The sequence below is a fragment of the Enterobacter ludwigii genome (genome assembly GCA_023023105.1).
GTDB classification, from domain to species: Bacteria; Pseudomonadota; Gammaproteobacteria; order Enterobacterales; family Enterobacteriaceae; genus Enterobacter; species Enterobacter adelaidei.
Genome location: CP083824.1, coordinates 2,076,242 through 2,097,286 on the forward strand (window position 1 = coordinate 2,076,242; position 21,045 = coordinate 2,097,286).

22 protein-coding genes are annotated in these 21,045 nt (G+C 54.9%); 9 read left to right on the top strand and 13 right to left on the bottom strand.

From position 1 onward, the window contains the following. The first annotated feature begins 118 nt into the window (after positions 1-118). The 3 genes from LCD46_10040 to bioD all read left to right on the top strand — a co-directional run bounded on the left by LCD46_10040 (position 119) and on the right by bioD (position 3,192). Complete coding sequence (locus LCD46_10040; protein UOY72621.1) at positions 119-1,024, top strand: LysR family transcriptional regulator; 906 nt, start codon at positions 119-121, stop codon at positions 1,022-1,024. Positions 1,025-1,145: 121 nt separating this feature from the next. Then, positions 1,146-2,366 carry an ROK family protein gene (locus LCD46_10045; protein UOY72622.1) on the top strand — a complete coding sequence of 407 codons (1,221 nt, stop codon included), beginning with the start codon at positions 1,146-1,148 and terminating at the stop codon, positions 2,364-2,366. A gap of 130 nt (positions 2,367-2,496) precedes the next feature. Further along, positions 2,497-3,192, top strand: coding sequence for a dethiobiotin synthase (gene bioD / locus LCD46_10050; protein ID UOY72623.1), 696 nt, complete (start codon positions 2,497-2,499; stop codon positions 3,190-3,192). On the opposite strand, the gene clcB is transcribed toward bioD, so the two are convergent. From clcB to LCD46_10090, 8 genes are all read right to left on the bottom strand, one after another. Further along, complete coding sequence (gene clcB / locus LCD46_10055) at positions 3,127-4,437, bottom strand: voltage-gated ClC-type chloride channel ClcB (protein ID UOY72624.1); 1,311 nt, start codon at positions 4,435-4,437, stop codon at positions 3,127-3,129. The genes bioD and clcB overlap by 66 nt on opposite strands. A gap of 102 nt (positions 4,438-4,539) precedes the next feature. After that, positions 4,540-5,688, bottom strand: a complete 1,149-nt coding sequence (gene osmV / locus LCD46_10060) for an osmoprotectant ABC transporter ATP-binding protein OsmV (GenBank protein UOY72625.1) — start codon at positions 5,686-5,688, stop codon at positions 4,540-4,542. Next, complete coding sequence (gene osmW / locus LCD46_10065) at positions 5,688-6,335, bottom strand: osmoprotectant ABC transporter permease OsmW (GenBank protein ID UOY72626.1); 648 nt, start codon at positions 6,333-6,335, stop codon at positions 5,688-5,690. The genes osmV and osmW overlap by 1 nt, the downstream gene beginning before the upstream one ends. An 8-nt stretch (positions 6,336-6,343) precedes the next feature. After that, on the bottom strand, positions 6,344-7,243 hold the full coding sequence (osmX, locus tag LCD46_10070; GenBank protein ID UOY72627.1) for an osmoprotectant ABC transporter substrate-binding protein OsmX: 900 nt from the start codon (positions 7,241-7,243) through the stop codon (positions 6,344-6,346). Between the two features lie 18 nt (positions 7,244-7,261). Beyond that, entirely contained in the window at positions 7,262-7,972 is a 711-nt protein-coding gene (gene osmY, locus LCD46_10075) for an osmoprotectant ABC transporter permease OsmY (GenBank protein ID UOY72628.1), read from the bottom strand. 342 nt (positions 7,973-8,314) lie between these two features. Beyond that, entirely contained in the window at positions 8,315-8,938 is a 624-nt protein-coding gene (locus LCD46_10080) for a glutathione S-transferase (protein UOY72629.1), read from the bottom strand. 150 nt (positions 8,939-9,088) lie between these two features. After that, a complete protein-coding gene (locus tag LCD46_10085; GenBank protein UOY72630.1) occupies positions 9,089-10,264 on the bottom strand; it encodes an MFS transporter in 1,176 nt (391 codons plus the stop codon). Positions 10,265-10,312: 48 nt separating this feature from the next. Next, entirely contained in the window at positions 10,313-11,440 is a 1,128-nt protein-coding gene (locus LCD46_10090) for an alpha/beta hydrolase (GenBank protein ID UOY72631.1), read from the bottom strand. Between the two features lie 113 nt (positions 11,441-11,553). Here LCD46_10090 and LCD46_10095 point away from each other — a divergent pair, with 113 nt between their 5' ends. Beyond that, entirely contained in the window at positions 11,554-12,438 is an 885-nt protein-coding gene (locus LCD46_10095; protein ID UOY72632.1) for a LysR family transcriptional regulator, read from the top strand. Positions 12,439-12,790: 352 nt separating this feature from the next. Beyond that, on the top strand, positions 12,791-13,246 hold the full coding sequence (locus LCD46_10100) for a hypothetical protein (GenBank protein ID UOY72633.1): 456 nt from the start codon (positions 12,791-12,793) through the stop codon (positions 13,244-13,246). Positions 13,247-13,299: 53 nt separating this feature from the next. On the opposite strand, the gene LCD46_10105 is transcribed toward LCD46_10100, so the two are convergent. Next, on the bottom strand, positions 13,300-13,701 hold the full coding sequence (locus LCD46_10105) for an SgcJ/EcaC family oxidoreductase (GenBank protein ID UOY72634.1): 402 nt from the start codon (positions 13,699-13,701) through the stop codon (positions 13,300-13,302). An 841-nt stretch (positions 13,702-14,542) separates the two neighbouring features. On the opposite strand from LCD46_10105, the gene LCD46_10110 reads away from it, so the two are divergent. Then, a complete protein-coding gene (locus LCD46_10110; protein UOY72635.1) occupies positions 14,543-14,953 on the top strand; it encodes a hypothetical protein in 411 nt (136 codons plus the stop codon). Then, on the top strand, positions 14,919-15,125 hold the full coding sequence (locus tag LCD46_10115; protein ID UOY72636.1) for a hypothetical protein: 207 nt from the start codon (positions 14,919-14,921) through the stop codon (positions 15,123-15,125). Before LCD46_10110 ends, LCD46_10115 begins: the two co-directional genes overlap by 35 nt. A gap of 326 nt (positions 15,126-15,451) precedes the next feature. On the opposite strand, the gene LCD46_10120 is transcribed toward LCD46_10115, so the two are convergent. Both LCD46_10120 and LCD46_10125 read right to left on the bottom strand, forming a co-directional pair. After that, positions 15,452-16,572 (bottom strand): IS3-like element ISSen4 family transposase gene (locus LCD46_10120; protein UOY72637.1). Its coding sequence is split into 2 segments (ribosomal slippage): positions 15,452-16,314 and positions 16,314-16,572, totalling 1,122 coding nucleotides; the frame shifts between segments, so codons are not numbered across the junction. A 291-nt stretch (positions 16,573-16,863) separates the two neighbouring features. After that, on the bottom strand, positions 16,864-17,658 hold the full coding sequence (locus tag LCD46_10125; GenBank protein ID UOY72638.1) for a helix-turn-helix transcriptional regulator: 795 nt from the start codon (positions 17,656-17,658) through the stop codon (positions 16,864-16,866). A 102-nt stretch (positions 17,659-17,760) separates the two neighbouring features. On the opposite strand from LCD46_10125, the gene LCD46_10130 reads away from it, so the two are divergent. After that, entirely contained in the window at positions 17,761-18,888 is a 1,128-nt protein-coding gene (locus LCD46_10130) for an MFS transporter (protein ID UOY72639.1), read from the top strand. Positions 18,889-18,906: 18 nt separating this feature from the next. Here the strand turns inward: LCD46_10130 and LCD46_10135 are convergent, their stop codons facing one another. Both LCD46_10135 and LCD46_10140 read right to left on the bottom strand, forming a co-directional pair. Further along, the gene (locus LCD46_10135; protein ID UOY72640.1) at positions 18,907-19,566 is read right to left on the bottom strand and encodes a protein-disulfide isomerase; all 660 of its coding nucleotides are present in this window, start codon (positions 19,564-19,566) and stop codon (positions 18,907-18,909) included. Between the two features lie 64 nt (positions 19,567-19,630). After that, positions 19,631-19,987, bottom strand: a complete 357-nt coding sequence (locus tag LCD46_10140; protein UOY72641.1) for a gamma-glutamylcyclotransferase — start codon at positions 19,985-19,987, stop codon at positions 19,631-19,633. Positions 19,988-20,105: 118 nt separating this feature from the next. On the opposite strand from LCD46_10140, the gene gcvA reads away from it, so the two are divergent. After that, on the top strand, positions 20,106-21,005 hold the full coding sequence (gene gcvA / locus LCD46_10145) for a transcriptional regulator GcvA (protein ID UOY72932.1): 900 nt from the start codon (positions 20,106-20,108) through the stop codon (positions 21,003-21,005). Positions 21,006-21,045 lie beyond the last annotated feature (40 nt).

A 21,045-nucleotide genomic window follows, 5' to 3' on the forward strand; every position in this document is an offset into this window, starting at 1 on the left:
GTTTCCTTGCTTAAACATCCCCGTGATTTCTGGTGACGGGTATGATCACACGATCAGAGTAGGAAAATGTAAATATTCTGTCTAATATATTAATAATCTCAAATGATACTTTAAAAATATGAATATTGAGCTGCGTCACCTCCGATACTTTGTTGCCGTTGCCGAAGAACTGCATTTTGGCCGCGCGGCGGCAAGACTGAATATCTCTCAGCCACCGCTAAGCCAGCAGATTCAGATCCTGGAGCAGCAGGTTGGGGCGCGTCTTCTGGCCCGCACCAACCGCAGCGTAAGCCTGACGGCGGCGGGAAAACAGTTTCTGGCCGATAGCAGACAAATCCTGAGTATGGTCGAGGAGGCCGCGGCGCGGGCAGAACGGCTGTATCTCGGTGAAACCGGAGAACTGCGGATCGGGTTTACCTCGTCCGCACCGTTTATCAGCGCCGTCTCGGAGACGCTCTCCTCATTCCGCCGGCATTTTCCGGATGTTCATATTCAGACGCGCGAAATTAATACCCGCGAACAGATTGCGCCACTGAATGAAGGTTCGCTGGATCTGGGGCTGATGCGAAACACTCAACTGCCGGACACGCTGTCGTGGCAGGTGATCCTGCGCGAACCGCTGATGGCGATGATCCCTCACGATCATCCACTGGCTTCGCGTCCGTCTGTCACGCTGGCAGAACTGGCAAAAGAACCGTTTGTCTTTTTTGACCCGCAGGTCGGGACGGGCCTGTATGATGATATTCTGGGTTTGATGCGCCGCTACGATCTTGCCCCGGTTATTACTCAGGAAGTCGGGGAAGCGATGACCATTATTGGTCTGGTCGCTGCCGGGCTGGGCGTGTCTATTCTTCCGGCCTCCTTTAAACGGGTACAATTGCGCGAAATGCGCTGGGTTACCATCGCTGAAGAGGACGCTGTTTCAGAGATGTGGCTGGTATGGTCAAAACATCATGAACAGAGTCATGCCGCACAGCGTTTTAAACAGCAGTTAATTAGCGCCTCTGCCGGGCGATATTTATAGGGAAATACGGGCAAAAATGTGCAGTAAATCACATGGCTAAGTAAATATTTGACGACGGACATGGAAGTGCTTCACCATAGCCCACAGTTTATTTCGAAGCTCGAAAATAAGGGAGTACGAGGTGGTTGCTGATAGTCAGCCAGGGCATATTGATCAGATTAAGCAGACCAATGCTGGCGCGGTGTATCGCCTGATTGATCAGCTTGGTCCGGTTTCGCGTATCGATCTTTCGCGCCTGGCACAACTGGCACCTGCCAGTATCACCAAGATTGTCCGCGAAATGCTGGAAGCCCACCTGGTTCAGGAGACCGAGATCCAGGAGCCGGGCAGCCGTGGCCGTCCGGCGGTCGGGCTGGTGGTCGAGACGGAAGCGTGGCACTACCTGTCACTGCGCATCAGTCGGGGGGAAATCTTCCTTGCGCTGCGCGACCTGAGCAGCAAACTGGTGGTGGAAGACCGGCTTGAACTGCCGCTCAATGCTGAGGAACCGCTCCTCGATGCGATTGTCTCGCATATTGATAACTTCTTTATCCGCCATCAGCAGCGGCTTGAACGCTTAACGGCGATAGCCATCACCATGCCGGGCATTATTGATACCGAAAACGGCATTGTTCACCGTATGCCGTTTTACGACGATGTCAAAGAGATGCCGCTGGGTGAAGTGCTGAAAAACCATACCGGTGTGCCGGTCTATATTCAGCATGACATCAGCGCCTGGACGATGGCTGAGGCACTGTTTGGCGCGTCACGCGGTGCGCGGGACGTCATTCAGGTCGTCATCGATCATAACGTCGGGGCGGGCGTGATCACCGACGGACGCCTTCTGCATGCCGGAAGCAGTAGTCTGGTCGAAATCGGCCACACCCAGGTCGACCCTTACGGTAAACGCTGTTATTGCGGGAACCATGGCTGTCTGGAGACGATTGCCAGCGTGGAAAGCGTGCTGGAACTGGCGCAGGCGAGGCTCGGCCAGTCCATGAGCTCTTCGCTACACGGACAACCCTTAACGGTGGACTCCCTCTGCGCTGCCGCGCGTCAGGGCGATCTCCTGGCGAAGGACATTATTACCGGCGTAGGTAACAACGTTGGCCGCATTCTGGCTATTATGGTGAATCTCTTCAACCCGCAAAAAATCCTGATTGGTTCGCCGCTCAGCCAGGCGGCGGAGATCCTCTTCCCGGCTATTTCGGCCTGTATTCATCAGCAGTCGCTCCCCGCGTACAGCAAGAATATTGCGGTAGAAAGTACCCAATTCTCCAACCAGGGCACGATGGCAGGTGCGGCGCTGGTCAAAGATGCCATGTATAACGGCTCGCTGTTGATCCGCCTGTTACAGGGTTAACTCTTTTCTGCAGATGTAAGAAAAATTGCGCTATCTCAAGCCGGGTAGCGCATGCATCCCGTAGACTTCCCCCACTGAATTATTTACCTGGTTTATATTTTCGAAGCATACCCAAGAGGTGGAGTGAGTCATGCTTAAGCGTTTCTTTGTTACTGGTACAGATACCTCTGTCGGCAAGACAGTCGTATCCCGCGCATTACTGCAGGCTCTGGCTGCAAGCGGTAAACGCGTTGCAGGGTACAAACCGGTCGCAAAAGGCAGTAAAGAGACGCCAGAGGGATTGCGTAATAAAGACGCTCTGGTGCTGCAAAGCGTCTCGTCGCTGGAGCTGACATATGACGCGGTTAATCCAATTGCGTTAAGCGAAGAGGAGAGCAGCGTGGCGCACAGCGGTATGATTAATTACCCCCTGCTGTCTGATGGCCTGGCAAACCTGAGCGGGAAGGTTGATCACGTTGTGGTTGAAGGGACGGGCGGCTGGCGCAGCCTGATGAATGATTTGCGCCCGCTGTCTGAATGGGTCGTGCAGGAGCAGCTGCCTGTGGTGATGGTTGTGGGTATCCAGGAAGGGTGCATTAACCATGCGCTGCTGACGGCACAAGCCATAGCCAATGACGGCCTGCCGTTGATTGGCTGGGTGGCAAACCGCATCAACCCAGGACTTGCGCACTACGCTGAAATCATCGACGTGCTGAGCACAAAACTGCCCGGGCCTTTGGTCGGTGAGTTGCCGTACCTGCCCCGCGCAGAGCAGCGCGAGTTAGCGCAATACATCGATCTCTCTGCCCTCGGTGGCGTGTTGACCGTAGATAGAGTCGTGGCGTAACGTCCTCGACAGAACGGACGCCACCACGCAGGCGACCAGCAAACCGGGCAGCAAAAAATACTGCCCGGTCATTTCACAGACCATCAGCGCCGACATAATGGGCGCATGTGTGGTTGCGGCGAGTAACGTTGCCATCCCTGCCAGCCCCAGCAAAATCGCCGTCTCAGAGCCCGGTAACCACAGCGCGAAAAGTTGAGCAAACAGCATACCTGTCGCCATACCGACAAACAGCGTAGGCGTAAATACCCCTCCCGGCGCACCGGAGCCGCTGCTGGCCAGCACCGCCAGCAGTTTACAGATAAACACACCGGCAATGACCAACAGCAACGGGGGCGCGATCAGAAAAGCCTGAACCACGCTGTAGCCATTCCCCCACACCTTAGGTGTCAAAAGGGACAGCAGCCCGACGATCAAACCGCCGAGCGCCAGTTGCCACGGTGGTGAAAGTTTGAGACGCAGGAATAGCCCATGACTGAACGTCATCAGCCACATCAGCAGTGGGCCGCAGAGGCCCGCCAGCAAACCCATAGCGAGCAACAGGGCATAATCTGCCGCGGTGAATATGCCGCTCAGATGCACGTCATAGAGCGTGAGGGCTCCGGGCGCTAAAAGATGCGTCGTGAGCAGCGCCACCACCGCAGCAATAACCACGGGGCCAAGCGAGGCCAGCATCAGCGTGCCAAACAGAATCTCTGCAATGAACAGGCTTCCGGCTAGCGGAGCATGGTAGGCGCTGGCCATCCCGGCCGCGGCGCCGCAGGCGATCCAGAGTTTCCACTCGGATTTCGGCGTAAAGCGCCGGGCAAAAAAGGAGGTGGCGAGGGCGGCAAGCAGGATCATCGCGCCTTCGCGACCAATGGCACTCCCGCTGGCCACGACCAGCAGTGAGGCAAGGGATTTTACCAGACTGGCACCGTAGTCAAACTGACCGTCCCCGGTCTCCAGCGCTTCCATGTAATCGGTGGGGGCGTGAGGGCGCTGCGCGGTCATTCGCTGCCATCCCCATAACAGCAACCCGGCCGCCAGCCCCCCCAGGGCAGGCGTCAATGCACGCCGCCAGGGAGCGAGCGCGGCGGCGGCATTCACCAGGCTGCCGCTGTCGTTACTGAGAAACAGCCACTCCAGCAAATACATGCTGTGTCGAAACACCGCAACGGCCAGCGCGGCCAGTACACCGGTGACGGTAGCAATCAGCAGTCGGCGAAACATTGCCCGGATGTCGGGGTAAGCATGAAGACGTTGCATGGGTCGCGAGTAAACAGGAACGATACAATATTGTGGCGGGAAATCGCGGGGTTAGCAAAAGGTATGCGTGCGAAAAAGCCGGGCGACGCCCGGCCAGAAAGGTTAGCTGTCGCTGTGAATATTCAGCGCCCGACGCGTACGTCCGGAGCTCAGGTACTCGGCAATATAGTCCTGAGAAATCTCGCCGTTATAGCGCCCGTCCTCATCCACGATCGGCATCCAGCTGGTATTACTCTCATACAGACGTGAAAGCACCACGCGCAGGTTATCTTCCGCTTTGCCGGTGATGCGAAACGGATGCAGGATGTCGGCGCAGGTACCGCTGGCCTGACGCGCTTCGCGACGCTTCACAAAGCCCAGCGGTTTGCCATGCTCGTCGACCACCGTCACGGCGCGAATATCATTATCGTCCATGGTCGCAAAGGCGTCGGGAAGCGGCGTAGAGCCCTGTACCGTTATGGTCGGCTGCTGGTCGGTCACGTCGCCCGCCGATACCAGCAGCAGACGCTTCAGCGTACGGTCCTGACCGACGAACGAGCCGACAAACTCATTCGCCGGTTTCGCCAGCAGTTCATCCGGGCTGGCGCACTGCACGATTTTCCCCTGACGGAACACCGCAATACGGTCGCCGAGCTTCAGGGCTTCGTCGATATCGTGGCTGACCAGCATGACGGTTTTTTTTAGCTTGCGCTGCATCTCCAGGAACTGGTTCTGGATCACCTCGCGGTTGATCGGGTCCACCGCGCCGAAAGGTTCATCCATCAGCAGTACCGGAGGATCCGCCGCCAGGGCGCGGATCACGCCGATACGCTGCTGCTGGCCGCCGGACATCTCGCGCGGGTAGCGGTTGAGGAACTTATGCGGATCCATCGCCACCATATCCATCAGCTCTTCGGCGCGGGTTTTGCAGCGGGCTTTATCCCAGCCCAGCATGCGCGGCACGACGGTGATGTTTTCTTCGATGGTCATGTTCGGAAACAGGCCAATCTGCTGGATCACGTAGCCGATGTTGTGGCGCAGTGTGACGGTGTCCATCCCGCTGGTGTCTTCACCGTTGATCAGGATCGTTCCGCTGCTGGGGGTAATGAGGCGGTTAATCATCTTCAGGGTGGTGGTCTTTCCGCAGCCGGACGGGCCAAGCAGGACGCACATTTCCCCTTCCGGCACGTTCAGGCTGACGTTATCAACGGCCTTAAAGGTCTGGCCGCGCTTCTGTGAAAATTGTTTGGTGAGGTTTTCCAGTTTTATCATTATCGAATCCCCTTTGGAGTCAGAACCACCTGCAGACGGTGCAGCAGCCAGTCGAGCACAATCGCTAAAAGACAAATCATCAGCGCGCCCGCAATCAACATGCGGATATCGCTTCCGCCGATGCCATTCAGCAGCAGCAGGCCAAGACCGCCCGCGCCGATCACGGCGGCAATCGCCATCACGCCGATATTCATCACCACGGCGGTGCGGATCCCGCCGAAAATCACCGGCAGCGCCATCGGGATCTCTACCCAGCGCAGGCGCTGCCAGAAGGTCATGCCAATGCCGCGCCCGGCTTCGCGCAGGCCAGGCGGCAGGCTGTCGAGCGCCGTATGGGTGTTACGTACAATCGGCAGCAGCGAGTAGAGAAACACCGCCGTGATTGCGGGCAGGGCACCGATACCCTGACCGATCAGCGAAAACAGCGGGATCATCAGGCCAAACAGGGCGATGGACGGAATGGTCAGCACAATGGTGGCTATCCCCAGCACCGGCGTTGCCAGCCACCTGTGGCGGACAATCAGAATGCCCAGCGGGACGCCGATGAGAATGGCTAAGCCTACGGCCAGCGCCACCAGCCACAGATGCTGCAGCGTCAGGGTTAAGAGGTAATCCCAGTTGTCCAGAATGTAGTGAATTGTCTCCATAGCGCCTCCTACAGCAGCTGTTTGCTACGCAGGAAATCACGGGCGACCTGCTGCGGTGACTGATGGTCGATATCCACCTTCTTGTTCAGTTCGGTGATAACGTCGTTGTTGAGCTGTGCCGAGAGGGTGTTGAGCGCCTCTTCCAGCCCCGGGTTGGCCTCCAGCGTGTCCTTGCGTACCACCGGGGTGACCGCATAGCTCGGGAAGAAGCCTTTATCATCTTCCAGCACCTTGAGGTCGAAGCCCTTCACGCGCCCGTCAGTGGTGTAAATCAGACCCGCGTCGACGAAGCCGTCGCGCACCGCGTTATAGACCAGACCGGGGTCCATCTGGCGAATTTGCGGGCGGTCCAGGTCCATTTTATAGGCGGCCTGAAGCGGCTTCATGCCGTCGCTGCGTCCGGCAAATTCCAGGTCTAAGCCCAGCAGCCAGTTCTTGTCCGGGTTGGTTTTACGGATCTGCTCAATCTTCGCCACCATTTCCGACATGGTGTTGATGTGTTCCGCCTCGGCGCGCTTGCGCTGCATGGCGAAAGCGTAGGTGTTGTTCATGTCGGCGGGCTTGAGCCAGACCAGACCGTGCTTCGCGTCCAGGCGCTTCACCGTCTCCCAGGACTCCTCTGGAGACATGCGCTTGTTGATGTGGTTGAAGATGATCAGCGACGTGCCGGTGTACTCCCACGTCATATCAATCTGCTTGTTGATCATGGCGTTACGGGAAATTACCGTGGCGATATTGGTTTGCGGCTGAACCTGGAATCCTTTCTTTTGCAGATACTGCACGGTCATCGCCGAGAGAATGTGCTGCTCGGTAAAGCTCTTGGTCGCCAGAATCAGCGGGGCCGCCATCGCCTGGCTGGTGAACAGCGCCGCGGCACACAGCGCCGTCAGGCCGGAAAACAGTCTCATAAAAGCTCCTTATTATTGTTATCGAGCGAGATGGGGGCTCATCGCGCGACCCAGCGCCGCCAGCAGGGTATCGAGGATCAGGGCGAACAGGGCGGTGGCCGCCGCGCCGAGGATCAGGGTCGGGAAATCGTTCAGGTAAATGCCGGGGAAAATCAGCTCGCCGTAGCTGCTGGCGCCAATCAGGAACGCCAGCGGCGCGGTACCGACGTTAATGGCGGTGGCGATGCGGATCCCCGAAAGCATGACCGGCCAGGCGGTGGGTAACTCAACCTGACGCAGCCGCTGCCATTTGGTCATCCCGATGCCGTTTGCCGCTTCCAGCAACGACGGCGGAACCGCGCACAGCCCGGCATAGGTATTGCGCACAATCGGCAGCAGAGAGGCGAGGAACAGGGCGATGATGGCGGGCGTATCGCCGATGCCAATCACCACCATCGCCAGCGCCAGCACGGCCAGCGGCGGCAGCGTGTTGCCGACGTTGAAGATTTGCATCACGTATTCGGCGATACCGCGCGCGGCCGGGCGGCTCAGCAGAATACCGGCCGGAATACCCACCAGCAGGGCAAAAAACATGGATGAGAAAACCAGAATCATGTGCTGTTGCCCGAGATAAACCAGGTCAACCTGGCGCGCCTTAATCGTCTCCAGGCCGATCCCCCAGACGAGGAGGGCGAGGACCACGATAATGGCGCCGACAAACAGCAGCGAACGTTTAAGTAATGGGTGCATTGCGGTGTGTCTCCCTGTACGCATGCGTTATAGCAACCACCGGTTGCCTGTTGTTATGCCATGTTTCGGCAGGGGTATTTCACCTATAGCAAGCGTTTGGGAAGGGTTCCAGCGAAGGGGGGGAATCAGTAACCCTATGATTAATGAGTAAACCTTGTGTCAGGCCTGACAGGGTAAGGGCTGGCTAAGCCAGAGGCAGAATAGTCCTAAAGATACAAATGATGTGTGACACTGTCACATATTAACCCCCATTCATCGGAGCCATCGTCACAAAACAGACATTTCTGGAGCGGGGGCCGTCCCCGGACTGATATGCGGCAATCAGAGGACGGCGGATAAGACTTACACCATCCCGTTATTCCCGCGACGTAAAAATGCTGGACGCTGGTTAAGGCGCGCAAACCAGGCATCAATAGCCGGGACGGCTGGGTGCTCGAACGGCGTCATTTTCCAGCGGTTGACCGACAATCCCAGCACGATGTCCGCAAGAGTAAAGTTTTCGCCCGCTGCCCACGCCCCTGTGCGCTGGAGCTGCTGTTCAAGGATAGCAATACAGTGGTTCCACTCTTTAATGCCTGCGGCAATGCGGTCTGGATCGTTATAGTCCGGGTTCTTGCGCGCCAGCGCCGGGAAGACGTAACGCCAGGCATTGTTGAATTCTGTGGCTTGCCAGTCCATCCAGTGTTCGACATTCGCGCAGGCTTTTGGCTCAGAAGGGAGCAGATCGTCGCGTCCGGCTTTGCGCGCCAGATACCGGCAAATGGAGTTAGATTCCCACAGCACAAACTCCTCATCAATCAGCACCGGTACCATTGCGTTCGGGTTCAGGGCGCGAAATTCTTCCGTTTCCGTTGAGATAAAACCGATCCCGTAATCTTCCTGGCGATAATTCAGCCCGGCTTCTTCACAGGTCCAGAGTACTTTGCGAACGTTTATCGAGGTTGTTTTGCCGAGGATCTTGAGCATGGTGCAGGTGTCCTTTAGGGGTTATGTCTGGAAACAATACAACAGTTAGAGGGGAAGGATGGGGCAAAATTTGGTGGGGAATACGCAGGCCGGGCAAGCGTAGCACTCCCGGTAGGGTTGCCGTTCTGGAAGTCGCTACGCAAATTCAGGTTATTTTTGCCGTGATGTGAAAAATGTCAGTGCAGCCGAGGCCAGCAGCAACAGGCCACTCAGTGCAAACGTGCTCTGCCAGCCAGCATGGTCGAACACCATGCCGCCCACCGTTGAACCTATCGCAATACACAGCTGGATCACCGCGACCATCAGCCCGCCGCCTGCCTCGGCGTCATCAGGAAGAGTACGGGCAAGCCAGCTCCACCAGCCTGTTGGCGCCGCCGTGGCCAGCATTCCCCAAACGCCTGACAGCACCGCCACTATCCACACGCTGTTTCCGGCCGGGATTAACGTGCCAGCAATGGCCGCCATCAGAAGCGGGATCGCCATTAACGTCGGGTAAAACGCAGCGCTCAGAACCCGGACAACAACAAGCGTGCCAACAAAACCCGCTATACCGATGGCAAGCAGAATAAGCGATAAGCCGGAAGGACTGACGCGGGTGACGTTTTCAAGGAACGGCCGTATGTAGGTAAATAACGCGAACTGCCCCATGAAGAACAGGCCGCAGGCCATCAGCCCTGTACGGACCACGCGCTCGCGGAACAGACGAAACACGCTCCCGCGTGGGCTTTGCTGATTTGCCATGTCTGGCAGGCTAAAACACTGCCAGATAGCGGCGACGATGGCGACCGGCACCAGACACAGAAAAGCGCCACGCCAGCCAATGGTCGCGCCGAGATAGCTGCCAAGCGGGGCTGCGATAACCGTCGCCAGCGCGTTGCCGCCGTTAAAAATAGCCAGGGCGCGGGATACCTGATGTTGCGGCACAAGACGGAGAGCCGTCGCGGCAGACATCGACCAGAATCCACCAATCGCGATGCCGATGAGCGCGCGGCCTGCCATATACACCAGATAGCCGGTCGCACAGGCAATAATGATCCCCGATATCGCCATCAGCATCGTCATGCCCAGCAGCAGATATTTGCGATTCATTTTCCCGGCAAGGTGAGAAAGGCTCAGGCTGGTCAGCACCGCCAGTGCACCCGAGATGGCAATCCCCTGGCCAGTGAGCCCCTCTGTCACACCCAAATCCCGGGCGATGGGGGTGAGCAGGCTGACGGGCATAAATTCAGAAGCTATCAGGACGAACACGCACAGGGTCATGGCAAAAATACCGCCCCAGTGCGCACGCTCAGCGTTTGATGATGAGGTGTGGTTCAGTGTGGACATAGTCAGATTTCACGAAGCGCCACCCGCAGAAACGGGTGGCGTAGCAGGTTATTTCAGGCTGGTTTTGAAGAACTGCTCAAACTGAGCAAACGGAATTTTTCCGGCAGCGTTGTCGTAGAGATCAACATGATTTGCACCCGGGACAATCACCAGTTCTTTCTGTTTGCTGCCCACGGCTTTATACGCATCTTCAGCAAAATAGCGGGAGTGCGCTTTCTCACCGGTGACAATAAGCGTCGGGATGGTGATCTCTTTGGCATAACTCAGCAGCGGCATATTCATAAAGGATAAAGGCATTGTTGCCGTCCATGCGCCGGTTGAGTTGACGGAACGCGCATGGTAGCCGCGCGGCATCCGGTAGTAATCGAAGAACTCTTTCAGAACCGGATGGGGGTTCGCAGGTAATGACTCCGGCAGAATACGATCGGCGGCGGTCACCTTACTGTGTTCATCGACATAAATGTCATGGCCCGCATGGGCGAGGGTGCCACTCTCGGCATCTTTCCAGCGCTGCTCGTTCAGATACTGCAACACGGCGTGGCGGTCTGCCGTGGTGTAACGGTCTTTACCGTCGCCCACGCCGTGACCCATGGCGCGGCTCATGTCATACATCACACTGGTGGCGACCGCTTTCACACGGGTGTCCATAGATGCCGCATTGAGTGCCATACCACCCCAGCCGCAGATGCCGAGAATACCGATGCGGTTACGGTCCACCTCTTTTTGAATGCCGAGGAAATCCACTGCCGCGCTAAAGTCTTCGGTGTTGATGTCAGGGGAGGCCACGTTGCGTGGCTGGCCGCCGCTTTCGCCAGTGTAGGACGGGTCGAACGCCAGCGTCACAAACCCGTTTTCGGCCAGCGTCTGTGCGTACAGGCCGCTGGATTGCTCCTTAACGGCGCCAAACGGCCCGCTGACGGCAATCGCCGCCAGTTTACGGTCTCCACGATCTTTAGGAAGATACAAATCGCCCACCAGGGTGATCCCGTAGCGGTTCTGGAATGACACTTTGCGATGGTCGACCTTATCACTTTCAGCGAAGGTTTTGTCCCAGGTGGTCACCATTGAAACGGGTGCGTTTGGGTTGATGGTATCTGCATAACTCATTGTTGTAACTCCACTTAAAGATGCGCAGAGCAGCATCGCAACTGATAGTTTTTGGGTGAATGTTTTCATAAGAGGTACCGTGCGTTGTTGTGATGCGGCCATTATAGTTAGCAGAAAAAGTGCTGATTAGAGGGCGAATTCTGCTAGGATTCATATCATATTGTTATAAATATGGGGGCGGGATGGCGAGGCGGGAAAACTACAATGAGCTGTACCTGTTTATGCAGGTGGTGCGGGAAGGGAGCTTTACGGCAGCCGCGCAGCGGCTTGGGCTGGCACAATCCGGGATCAGCCGTTCGGTGCGCGAACTGGAAGAACGGCTGGGCGTTCAGCTGCTGGTTCGCACCACGCGAAAGCTGTCCCTGACTCAGGCTGGCGAGCAACTTTATCGCACCACGGAGTCGGGATTTGATGCGCTTGATAACGGCCTTGCCACCCTGGCGCATTTTCGCGAGACCCCCTCCGGCACGGTGCGCATTAATGCCAGCCAGCACGCCATCGACAAATGTCTGCTGCCGAAGCTCGCGGTGTTTAAGCAGCGCTACCCGGATATCCGGCTGGAGCTAATAAACGAGAGTCGGTTCGTTGACATCATCGCCGAGCGCTTCGATGCAGGCGTGCGGCTGGGGCCGGAAGTGGGGCAGGGAATGATCGCGGTACGCATCACCCCCGACATGGAGATGGCGGTGGTGGGCACACCGGAGCACTTTCGCCGCTACGGCTTCCCGCAAACGCCTGCCGATCTGACGCCTCACCCCTGTATTGCTTACCAGCTTGCTGACGGCAGTCTTTATCACTGGGAACTGGTGCAGGACGAAAAAATCGTTACCCATCGGCCGGAAGGACAGTGGGCGTTATCCGACAGCTATATGGAAGCCGAAGCCGCACGGCTGGGTCTGGGTCTGGCGTATGTGCCGGTTGAGCTGGTGGCAGACGATCTTGCACGCGGAACGCTTATCCGGGTGTTGCTGCGCTACAGCCTGCGTATGGAGGGTCTGTTCCTTTACTACCCGCACCGTAACGTGTCGCCCGCGCTGAGAGCGGTGATTGATACGCTGAAAATGTAGGCCGGGCAAGCGTAGCACTCCCGGTAGGGTTGCCGTTCTGGAAGACGCCTCGCAAACCTAAAAGTAACCCTGTGTAATTCAGGGATATCTCTTTTATTCAGGCGATCGCGGTCGTAAAGTGCCTGCGTTGCGGCACATCCGCAATCGGGCGTAGGAACCCGTATCTACAGAGCGATATTTATTTGTCGCGGCAGCGTTTCAATCGCTAAAATTGCGGTGGCGCTGGCGGAGCAGCCGCAAGGCTGGCCGTTTTCTCTGTGGGCGGTATTCCTACCTCTGTCAGCGCTACCCCCTCGAGCGTAGGAACTCATCGGGTGGTTCACCCAAATTTATACACTGAGGATGCCTTACGATGGCTACGATCCCAACCCTGACTTACCTCCCATCTGACGAAAGCGTCATTCTGCAACTTATCTCCCGACCACTTCCGGCTGACGCCGATCTGTTTGTCGTCGCCGACAACTGCGCTGCACTGGTGAGTGTGCTGGTCGAAATCGAAGATGCAACGATGTTTACGACGCTTTGCGAGCGTCTGCTGCACGCCCTGTGGAAGCTAAGGGAACTCTGCGATGTCGATCTTCCGCCAGACCTGATCGCACAACTGATCATGGGTGAGAAACTGAACTCCTGCGTGCCGGACTGCTGGCAGGATACCGTGACTCAGGTGGACTATGCTCTGGCGCTGACACAAGCGGTTAAGGGCGGAACGCTACCTGCGAATGTAGCGAAAGAGCTAACGGGCTTGCTGCACGATATGGTGTGGCTGCTGGCGGAGTTTGTGAAGGAGCCGCGCATTACTGCGCATTAAGGTTGCTGGTATGGAGGGGCGGTAGCGCCCCTTTGACGTCGTGATAAAAGTAATCAGTTCCTCGTATCCAGGAGTGACGTCCCGTAGGAATTGTCGATGGTACAAAGCCAGCGACCATCGCTCTCCTGTCGAAAAACATAGGTCGCGCGACGTGATATTTCCGTTCTTCCACCCTTGCCATCAGGAAAACGCAGAATGGTTTCCATGATAACAAGCGCATTGCCGCCACCTTCTATCACCTGCATCTCTCCTTGTTCGACAACCAGCTGATCCTGAAAATAATCTGAGATGGCAATAAACGCGCTGCGGATGTTTTCTTTACCTTTAACCGTCATGCCTGGCTTGACCACCAGAGCCGCATCTTCGGCGTAGTACTCCATCAGGGCGTCATAGTTTTTGGTGGTGATGGCGCGATCGCAGGATTCGATTATCTGGCGCAGCGGATGTGGGGTCATGCGCATTTCCTTTTTAAGTGATTAACACGTATTAACGTAACAGCCTGGTGCGTTTGTATAGCTACCAGGTTTTATGGGGGGAGTTCGGGGTTTAGGTAACGTTAGGGCGGCTATGAGCGAAAAGCGGACATTAATGATGAACGATTTATGACTCTCTTGGAGTCCTCTACGAATAGTCCTTAGCCCGACTGTGTTAACTCAATTTTTTAATGATCCAGCAGCCACTGCTGCATCTCGGACAGAACGTGTGGGGTAACGCGTCAGCGCGTACGGTCACATCGGTGGCTCGGATCAGCCAGTCGCAGATCCTGACGGGCAGGACGCGCTGCTTGCAGGTTTCTTCGTCCGCCTCAAGTTCCTCTCTGGAACTTGCGAAAGTCTCCTTAGATCGTCAATGTCGGCCGTTTCGGAAAGCGGGACACGTGCCATTTTTCGGCCAGCCGATTCCCGATCGACGCTGCTTGGTAGTGCGGATCACCTCGTGCAAAATGGCCGCGTTCAGGCCGACATCACGGCGGTGACGCAGGCCGGTAACCTCAGGCGCAAGCAGTTAGCGGGGCAGCTCGGCGTGTGGCCGCAGTCGGGCTGAGGGGGGGCTGACCGTTTAAGACAGGTAGTGACATAAACGCTCTGTCTCCTCTGACCGCGCTGCGGGCATTCTGTCGGGGTTTTTATCTCTGACGTTTTCTCAGATTTCACACAGTGACGCCGGCTCATAATTTGCCAATGTTCGCCCATCGGGCGGGCGCAGGCCACCGCAATGCTTCTTTTTCTTGAATGATCGCAACAGGTTCAGTTACTCTTGACTGGAAATGATTCTTGAAATTTAAGGGGGCGCAAAGTGTCTAATGTCTTAACCTTTTCAGCTGACGTAAAAGAAACCCCGATAGATGAAATGTCCTCGGATGAGTACATCGAAAGTCTTGAGAAGAAGTTCAAAAGCGCTACAGGTTCGGTCAATAAACGAAACTTATTCTTAAGAATCAAGTCATTGCTAGGTCAGAGGAAAATAAAGTTTCGCCTTTCTCCTCCCTCCGACTGGCAAACAAATAAAAAATCTAATGTCTTGTACTTTTCTCAAGAAAAAGTAGTTTATACCTTAGGTCCGATGAAAGAGTTTTCTGTAAAAGAAGGATGGGAGCTCAAGACCATCTCTCTAACTGGGAACGCTGCTATAACCGTTCAAGAAATCATCAATTATTTAGAGGGCATACAGCATGGCAAAGAAACCGTTAAAGAAACCCGAAAGTGATCTCCGCGCAAATTTTGCAGAGAATAAGAAAGCCTGGGTTAATGGTGCTAAAACAGTGAACAACACCATTGCAGAACAGGCAGGACAGGACCTGAAAAACGGTGATGGTCGCTTAATGAAGACTTACAATGACAACAACCGTACAATTGATGATATTGATAAGAATGGTTAACGGTGGGGGCCGCAGTATAGTGCGGCCCTGACCTACGAAGTCTCCACCCTCCCTCCTGATTAATCTTTTGCTATTCAGAGTTGCGCAGGCAATGTCTGACACAGAGTAGGTTCACCAGGCCTAGTTTGCCTTCCGTCTCCTGCACTAGCGCGTATTTCAGTCCCATTAACCGTATGGAGCAGGGGCTATCAGTTTCTGAAGGCGCTACGCGGAACCGTCCGCCTGAAGATAAGTCATAGCGCTTCTTCTGTGCGTCACAAACGACGCTGTTACGGGAACGGGAGAATTGCAAGATTGTGACCTGCCCCCACGATTAGATACAACACTCAGTTAGTAACGTCGGAATCTTCATTCTCAGAATGACCCTTTCTCCAGCCCGCTGCAAATTCAGACGGTGTCTGATAATTCAGCGTGGAGTGCGGGCGGCATTCGTTATAATCCTGCCGCCAGTCATTAATAATTTTCCTGGCATGAACGATATCGCTGAACCAGTGCTCATTCAAACATTCATCGCGAAATCGTCCGTTAAAGCTCTCAATAAATCCGTTCTGCGTTGGCTTGCCCGGCTGGATTAAGCGCAACTCAACACCATGCTCAAAGGCCCATTGATCCAGTGCACGGCAAGTGAACTCCGGCCCCTGGTCAGTTCTTATCGTCGCCGGATAGCCTCGAAACAGTGCAATGCTGTCCAGAATACGCGTGACCTGAACGCCTGAAATCCCAAAGGCAACAGTGACCGTCAGGCATTCCTTTGTGAAATCATCGACGCAGGTAAGACACTTGATCCTGCGACCGGTGGAAAGTGCGTCCATGACGAAATCCATCGACCAGGTCAGATTGGGCGCCGCCGGACGGAGCAGCGGCAGACGTTCTGTTGCCAGCCCTTTACGACGTCTTCTGCGTTTTACGCCCAGGCCACTGAGGTGATAAAGCCGGTACACGCGCTTATGATTAACATGAAGCCCTTCACGGCGCAGCAACTGCCAAATACGACGGTAGCCAAAACGCCTGCGCTCCAGTGCCAGCTCAGTGATGCGCCCTGATAAATGCGCATCAGCAGCCGGACGGTGAGCCTCATAGCGGCAGGTCGACAGGGATAAACCTGTAAGCCTGCAGGCACGACGTTGCGACAGACCGGTCGCATCACACATCAACATCACGGCTTCCCGCTTCTGGTCTGTCGTCAGTACTTTCGCCCAAGAGCCACCTGAAGCGCCTCTTTATCCAGCATGGCTTCGGCAAGCAGCTTCTTGAGTCTGGCGTTCTCTTCCTCAAGCGACTTCAGGCGCTTAACTTCAGGCACCGCCATACCGCCATACTTCTTACGCCAGGTGTAAAACGTGGCATCGGAAATGGCATGCTTGCGGCAGAGTTCACGGGCGGGTACCCCAGCTTCGGCTTCGCGGAGAATACTGATGATCTGTTCGTCGGAAAAACGCTTCTTCATGGGGATGTCCTCATGTGGCTTATGAAGACATTACTAACATCGGGGTGTACTAATCAACGGGGAGCAGGTCAATTGACGGTAAAGTCACCCGGTGTTTCAGGACGGATGATAAGGCAGGAAATTTTACGTCTGAAGATGGCAACACCTTGCACGTTCCATGGCAGAAGTGTAAGTATCCCAGTAAAACGAACCATTAGCTTTTATATAATCTCTGGCACTCCAACTTCCTCTCCTGGCACAAAGCGGGCGAGCTAACTAAGAAGCAAGTCAGCTGTGAGCGAAGACTGGCTGTTAAACCGACGTTACGTCCTGATGTTCAGCAATTAAATGCCGGAGGTAGCGGGTCGGCGTTGTTCCCGTATATTGGCGGAAGAAGACAATAAAGGCACTGTCACTGACAAAATCTAGCTGCTGTGCAACCTGACTTAGCGGCATACCCTCGCACAACATTTCCATCGCTTTCAGCAGCCTCCACTGTTGCCTCCAGCTCTGATAACTCATTCCCGTTTCCCGGATAAATATACGGCTTATCGTGCGTTCACATGCCCCTACCTTCTGGACTAATTGTCCAAGCCGAGGGGGTAATTCGCCCTTACGGATCGTGTTCAGCCAGGTATTCAGGCGAATATCTGAGGGAAACCGTAACGTCCAGTTTTCGCGATGGGCATTTTTAATTTCCTCACAAAAAACATTGATTAGACTGCTTTGTTGTTCTGTGGGCATTCCCCATGGCCAGAATGCCATCCGCTCGATCACCTCAAAGAACAGGGGATTAACTTCAACAACCTGTAGAGGTAATGCTGATAACGGTAAAGTGCTAGAAAAGTACAGAGAACGGTAGGCCATCGTACCCTTCATTATGGCGCGATGAGCCGTGCCGGCCGGTATCCATGCCGCACGCCTGGGTGGAAGCAGGCAAAGGGTATTATCCAGCTCAATTGTGATACTTCCCGCCGCCGAAAAAAGTAACTGATGACGAAGGTGGCTGTGCATCCCTGAATCATGTACCCCCATATCGGATGCAATTCCGATAACCAGATCGTCGAACAGATCCGGATCGAAAGAATCTTGAGGGTTTATCTTCATTGAATGTCCGATTTTAAATATATGTAGTCGTAATAATGGTAATTCGACATGGCAACTTCCGCAATGATACCTGCATATTCTGCTTATCTGAGGATTGTTGTTATGAACACCGATAAACAGCCACCGTTGTGGCTTCTGACATTACTGATTATGTTTCCTCAACTGGTCGAAACCATTTACAGCCCCGCATTGCCTGACATTGCCCGTGCTTTTCAGGTAGGCAGTGAACGTGCCGCGCAGACTCTTTCTGTCTATTTTGTCGCGTTTGCCGTCGGCGTTGCGCTCTGGGGCTGGTTAAGCGACCATATCGGTCGGCGACCGGCGATGATGGCCGGACTACTGTGCTACGGGACCGGTTCCACACTGGCGCTTGTCGCTCCAGGCTTTAGTGTTTTGCTCATGGCTCGCATGGTCGCGGCCATGGGGGCAGCAGCCGGATCCGTTGTCGTTCAGACCATGCTGCGTGATAGTTACGAATCGACGGCCTTAGCTCGCGTCTTTTCTGTTATGGGTGCGGCGTTGGCAATCAGCCCGGTTTTCGGTCTGGTGAGTGGAGGCTGGCTGGTTAGCCTGTACGGACATACCGGCGTATTTGTTGCGCTGGCCTCACTGGCGCTGGTTCTGCTGACACTGACCGCATTCTTGCTGCCAGAAACGCGGTCGGAAAATACTTCCAGTGCCCGTCTTGGCGGGCTGGTTTACCGAATGGCGGGTGATGCAAGGCTGTGGAAAAATGCAGCGCTTGTTGCGCTGCTCAATACGATGATTTTCAGTTACTACAGCCTTGCGCCGTTTCTTTTTGGGCAACTGGGCTGGAGTCCCAGGGCTTTCGGATGGACGGGAATTTTACTGGCTTTTGCTTCTCTGTCGGGCAGCCTCTGGAACCGGAAACTGTTGTCTGTCGGTTTGTCACCAGAACAGCTGGTGAAGAATGCGTGCCTGCTGGCCCTGTTATCGGGTATTGCAGCATGGGTTTTACAGCAATCCGTATGGATCCTTTTGCCGATGGCCGGGATTGTGGTTGCCTATGGAATCGCGATTCCAAACGTGTTGAGCCAGGCCCTGAGCCAGTATCGTGAACAGGCCGGAGCAGCCGGAGCGCTGTTTGGATTAGTCTACTATATGCTGTTGGGAATGATGCTGGGACTTGCCGGTATCGTGCAGCAGCTGGGATTAGTTCTGACAGCTTGTGCAGTAACAGCCTGTTTTTGCATCCTTTCTCGCCACTAAGCGTGCTGGCAAACCCATTCAGCCAAGCGCTAATAGCGTAGCGCGTAATTTCTCTGCGCCACCGTAAAGAGCATGTCCACTAATCATATGCTCTGTGCCATTAACCGTTGCCAGCAGCAAAGGCACTCCCCGGATACCTCGCTGATTCATAAGACGATTCACTTTCGCGATCCTCTCGTCCGTGATATGCCGCAGCGCGTTATCGGTTTCAAGCGCCAGAGCGACCCGTTCATGCTTTAACGCGAGGTTGTTTTTCCCGGCCCAGTCCTCAATGATATCACCCACCACGTCAGGTCTTGAGGTGTCTCGCCCCTCAACATAGCGGGCATGCTGTAGCGTATGAAGAAGATGTGTCTCGGCCGACGGGTTGATGTCACGAACCATGGTCAGAGCACGATTCATAAACGTCGAATCAAACCGCGTACCGCTCAGCAGAAGCTGATGATAGCGCTCGCTGAAAGGCTGCCCGGTGAGTGAAGCGATGCGCCGATCGTTGGACCAGGCGTACTCCGCCCATTCCGCGGTGATGTCCCGGGCTCCCTCATCGCTGAACAGCCCGCTGGGCATTAGCGCAAGTTTATCAGCGTGGTGCTGAGCAAGGTAACCCAGCGCCGGCGCGCTGGCGTAGCACCAGCCGCAAAGTGGATCAAATAAATACTGCAGTCTCTCAAAACGCATGTTGCCTCCTTCATAACGGAATAGCGCCATCATAATGCGTTCGAACCTCGTTAAAAACGGGCATTCAGTAAATGCAGTGTTGCGTAAAATGAGCGAATGGCTTAAGCCGGTACACCCATGAATGTATTGTCTGACCGGCAGTCGTCGTGACGTCTACCGGTACACGCTCATACTCAGCACCTTCAAACCGATCGAGTACATCCCAGTGATTACGCAAATTCGCTGAAGTGAAAATAAACCCCTGAACACGATTACCCGAGTCATCCAGCACGATCCCCGGATACCCCATCTCTGCACCCCAGCCTTTATTTAACAGAGACCCACCCACGTGTCCTTCCTGCCACGACCCACCGATATTCTCAAGAATATGCGCATTAGGTCTGCCTGGACCGAGCGTCCCGTACACGAACAAACTTTCCATTATCCCTCCGATAACATGATGAAAATAAAATGGTTATTTGTTTCGATTTTGATTTTGGGACGAGGGCCTGACAAATCATTTGTTCTCACACCATGCGTGAATTATTATCACGCGTATGATGTTCGATCGCCTCCCACCCTTGCAAACGCTTCGGGCTTTTGAAGCCACTGCCCGGCTCTCCAGCATGACGCTGGCGGCAGCGGAGTTGCACGTCACGCACGGCGCGATAAGCCGGCAAATCCGGAAGCTTGAAGATCATCTGGGGATAAAGCTATTTCACAGACTGACGCGACAGATAATCCTGACGGAGGAGGGGGCTGAATTCCACCCTTCGGTTACCCGCCTTCTGGGTGATTTAGTGAGAGAGTCCGAGCGTTTACGCGAAAGGAGCCCAGCAAAAAGTTTGCGTATCAGTACAACGGTTTCATTCGCCAGTAAGTGGTTGGCCCCACGTCTCAGCCGTTTCAGGCAGCGGCATCCTGAACTCGATATTCAGCTGGATGTTACTGACATTAACGTGGATCTTAACGATGGTCAGGTCGATGCAGCAATTCGTTATGGCCGTGGTAATTATCGCGACGTCTGTTCTGAGCGAATCTTGAGTGAAACAGTCACCCCTGTCTGTAGCCCCGACTTTATTAAGGAACATAACGGTCTGAAAGAAATTAAGGATCTTTCAAACTGCGTGCTTCTTCATGAGTACAGAATGCTGGCGAACTGGGAGGCATGGTTTGAAATGGCCGGAGAAAACCATTTCAGCGGCCATCAGGGGACCTTATGGACGCTTGGCAGCATGGCTACCGAAGCCGCTATACGTGGCGAAGGCGTGGCTCTGGGACGGAGTGTGCTGATTGCAGATGATGTCGCTACCGGAAGGCTTGTTGTTCCGTTTCCGCAATACAAACTTAAAGCAGAGCGGGGATACGATTTAGTTTACCGTTTGGATAATAAGGATTCGTTTAAAATACGAACGCTGAAGCAATGGCTGTTCGAAGAAATAAGCCTGCTGAAAGATTAACAGGGAACCCTACAAACAGCTAAAAAAGCCGCAAGCAGTT

Bases quoted from the DNA above. Each gene is read 5' to 3' on its own strand.
- LCD46_10040 (UOY72621.1), top strand. From the start codon at position 119: ATGAATATTGAGCTGCGTCACCTCCGATACTTTGTTGCCGTTGCCGAA.
- bioD (UOY72623.1), top strand. From the start codon at position 2,497: ATGCTTAAGCGTTTCTTTGTTACTGGTACAGATACCTCTGTCGGCAAG.
- clcB (UOY72624.1), bottom strand. From the start codon at position 4,437: ATGCAACGTCTTCATGCTTACCCCGACATCCGGGCAATGTTTCGCCGA.
- osmV (UOY72625.1), bottom strand. From the start codon at position 5,688: ATGATAAAACTGGAAAACCTCACCAAACAATTTTCACAGAAGCGCGGC.
- osmW (UOY72626.1), bottom strand. From the start codon at position 6,335: ATGGAGACAATTCACTACATTCTGGACAACTGGGATTACCTCTTAACC.
- osmX (UOY72627.1), bottom strand. From the start codon at position 7,243: ATGAGACTGTTTTCCGGCCTGACGGCGCTGTGTGCCGCGGCGCTGTTC.
- osmY (UOY72628.1), bottom strand. From the start codon at position 7,972: ATGCACCCATTACTTAAACGTTCGCTGCTGTTTGTCGGCGCCATTATC.
- LCD46_10080 (UOY72629.1), bottom strand. From the start codon at position 8,938: ATGCTCAAGATCCTCGGCAAAACAACCTCGATAAACGTTCGCAAAGTA.
- LCD46_10085 (UOY72630.1), bottom strand. From the start codon at position 10,264: ATGTCCACACTGAACCACACCTCATCATCAAACGCTGAGCGTGCGCAC.
- LCD46_10090 (UOY72631.1), bottom strand. From the start codon at position 11,440: ATGAAAACATTCACCCAAAAACTATCAGTTGCGATGCTGCTCTGCGCA.
- LCD46_10095 (UOY72632.1), top strand. From the start codon at position 11,554: ATGGCGAGGCGGGAAAACTACAATGAGCTGTACCTGTTTATGCAGGTG.
- LCD46_10100 (UOY72633.1), top strand. From the start codon at position 12,791: ATGGCTACGATCCCAACCCTGACTTACCTCCCATCTGACGAAAGCGTC.
- LCD46_10105 (UOY72634.1), bottom strand. From the start codon at position 13,701: ATGACCCCACATCCGCTGCGCCAGATAATCGAATCCTGCGATCGCGCC.
- LCD46_10115 (UOY72636.1), top strand. From the start codon at position 14,919: ATGGCAAAGAAACCGTTAAAGAAACCCGAAAGTGATCTCCGCGCAAAT.
- LCD46_10125 (UOY72638.1), bottom strand. From the start codon at position 17,658: ATGAAGATAAACCCTCAAGATTCTTTCGATCCGGATCTGTTCGACGAT.
- LCD46_10130 (UOY72639.1), top strand. From the start codon at position 17,761: ATGAACACCGATAAACAGCCACCGTTGTGGCTTCTGACATTACTGATT.
- LCD46_10135 (UOY72640.1), bottom strand. From the start codon at position 19,566: ATGCGTTTTGAGAGACTGCAGTATTTATTTGATCCACTTTGCGGCTGG.
- LCD46_10140 (UOY72641.1), bottom strand. From the start codon at position 19,987: ATGGAAAGTTTGTTCGTGTACGGGACGCTCGGTCCAGGCAGACCTAAT.
- gcvA (UOY72932.1), top strand. From the start codon at position 20,106: ATGTTCGATCGCCTCCCACCCTTGCAAACGCTTCGGGCTTTTGAAGCC.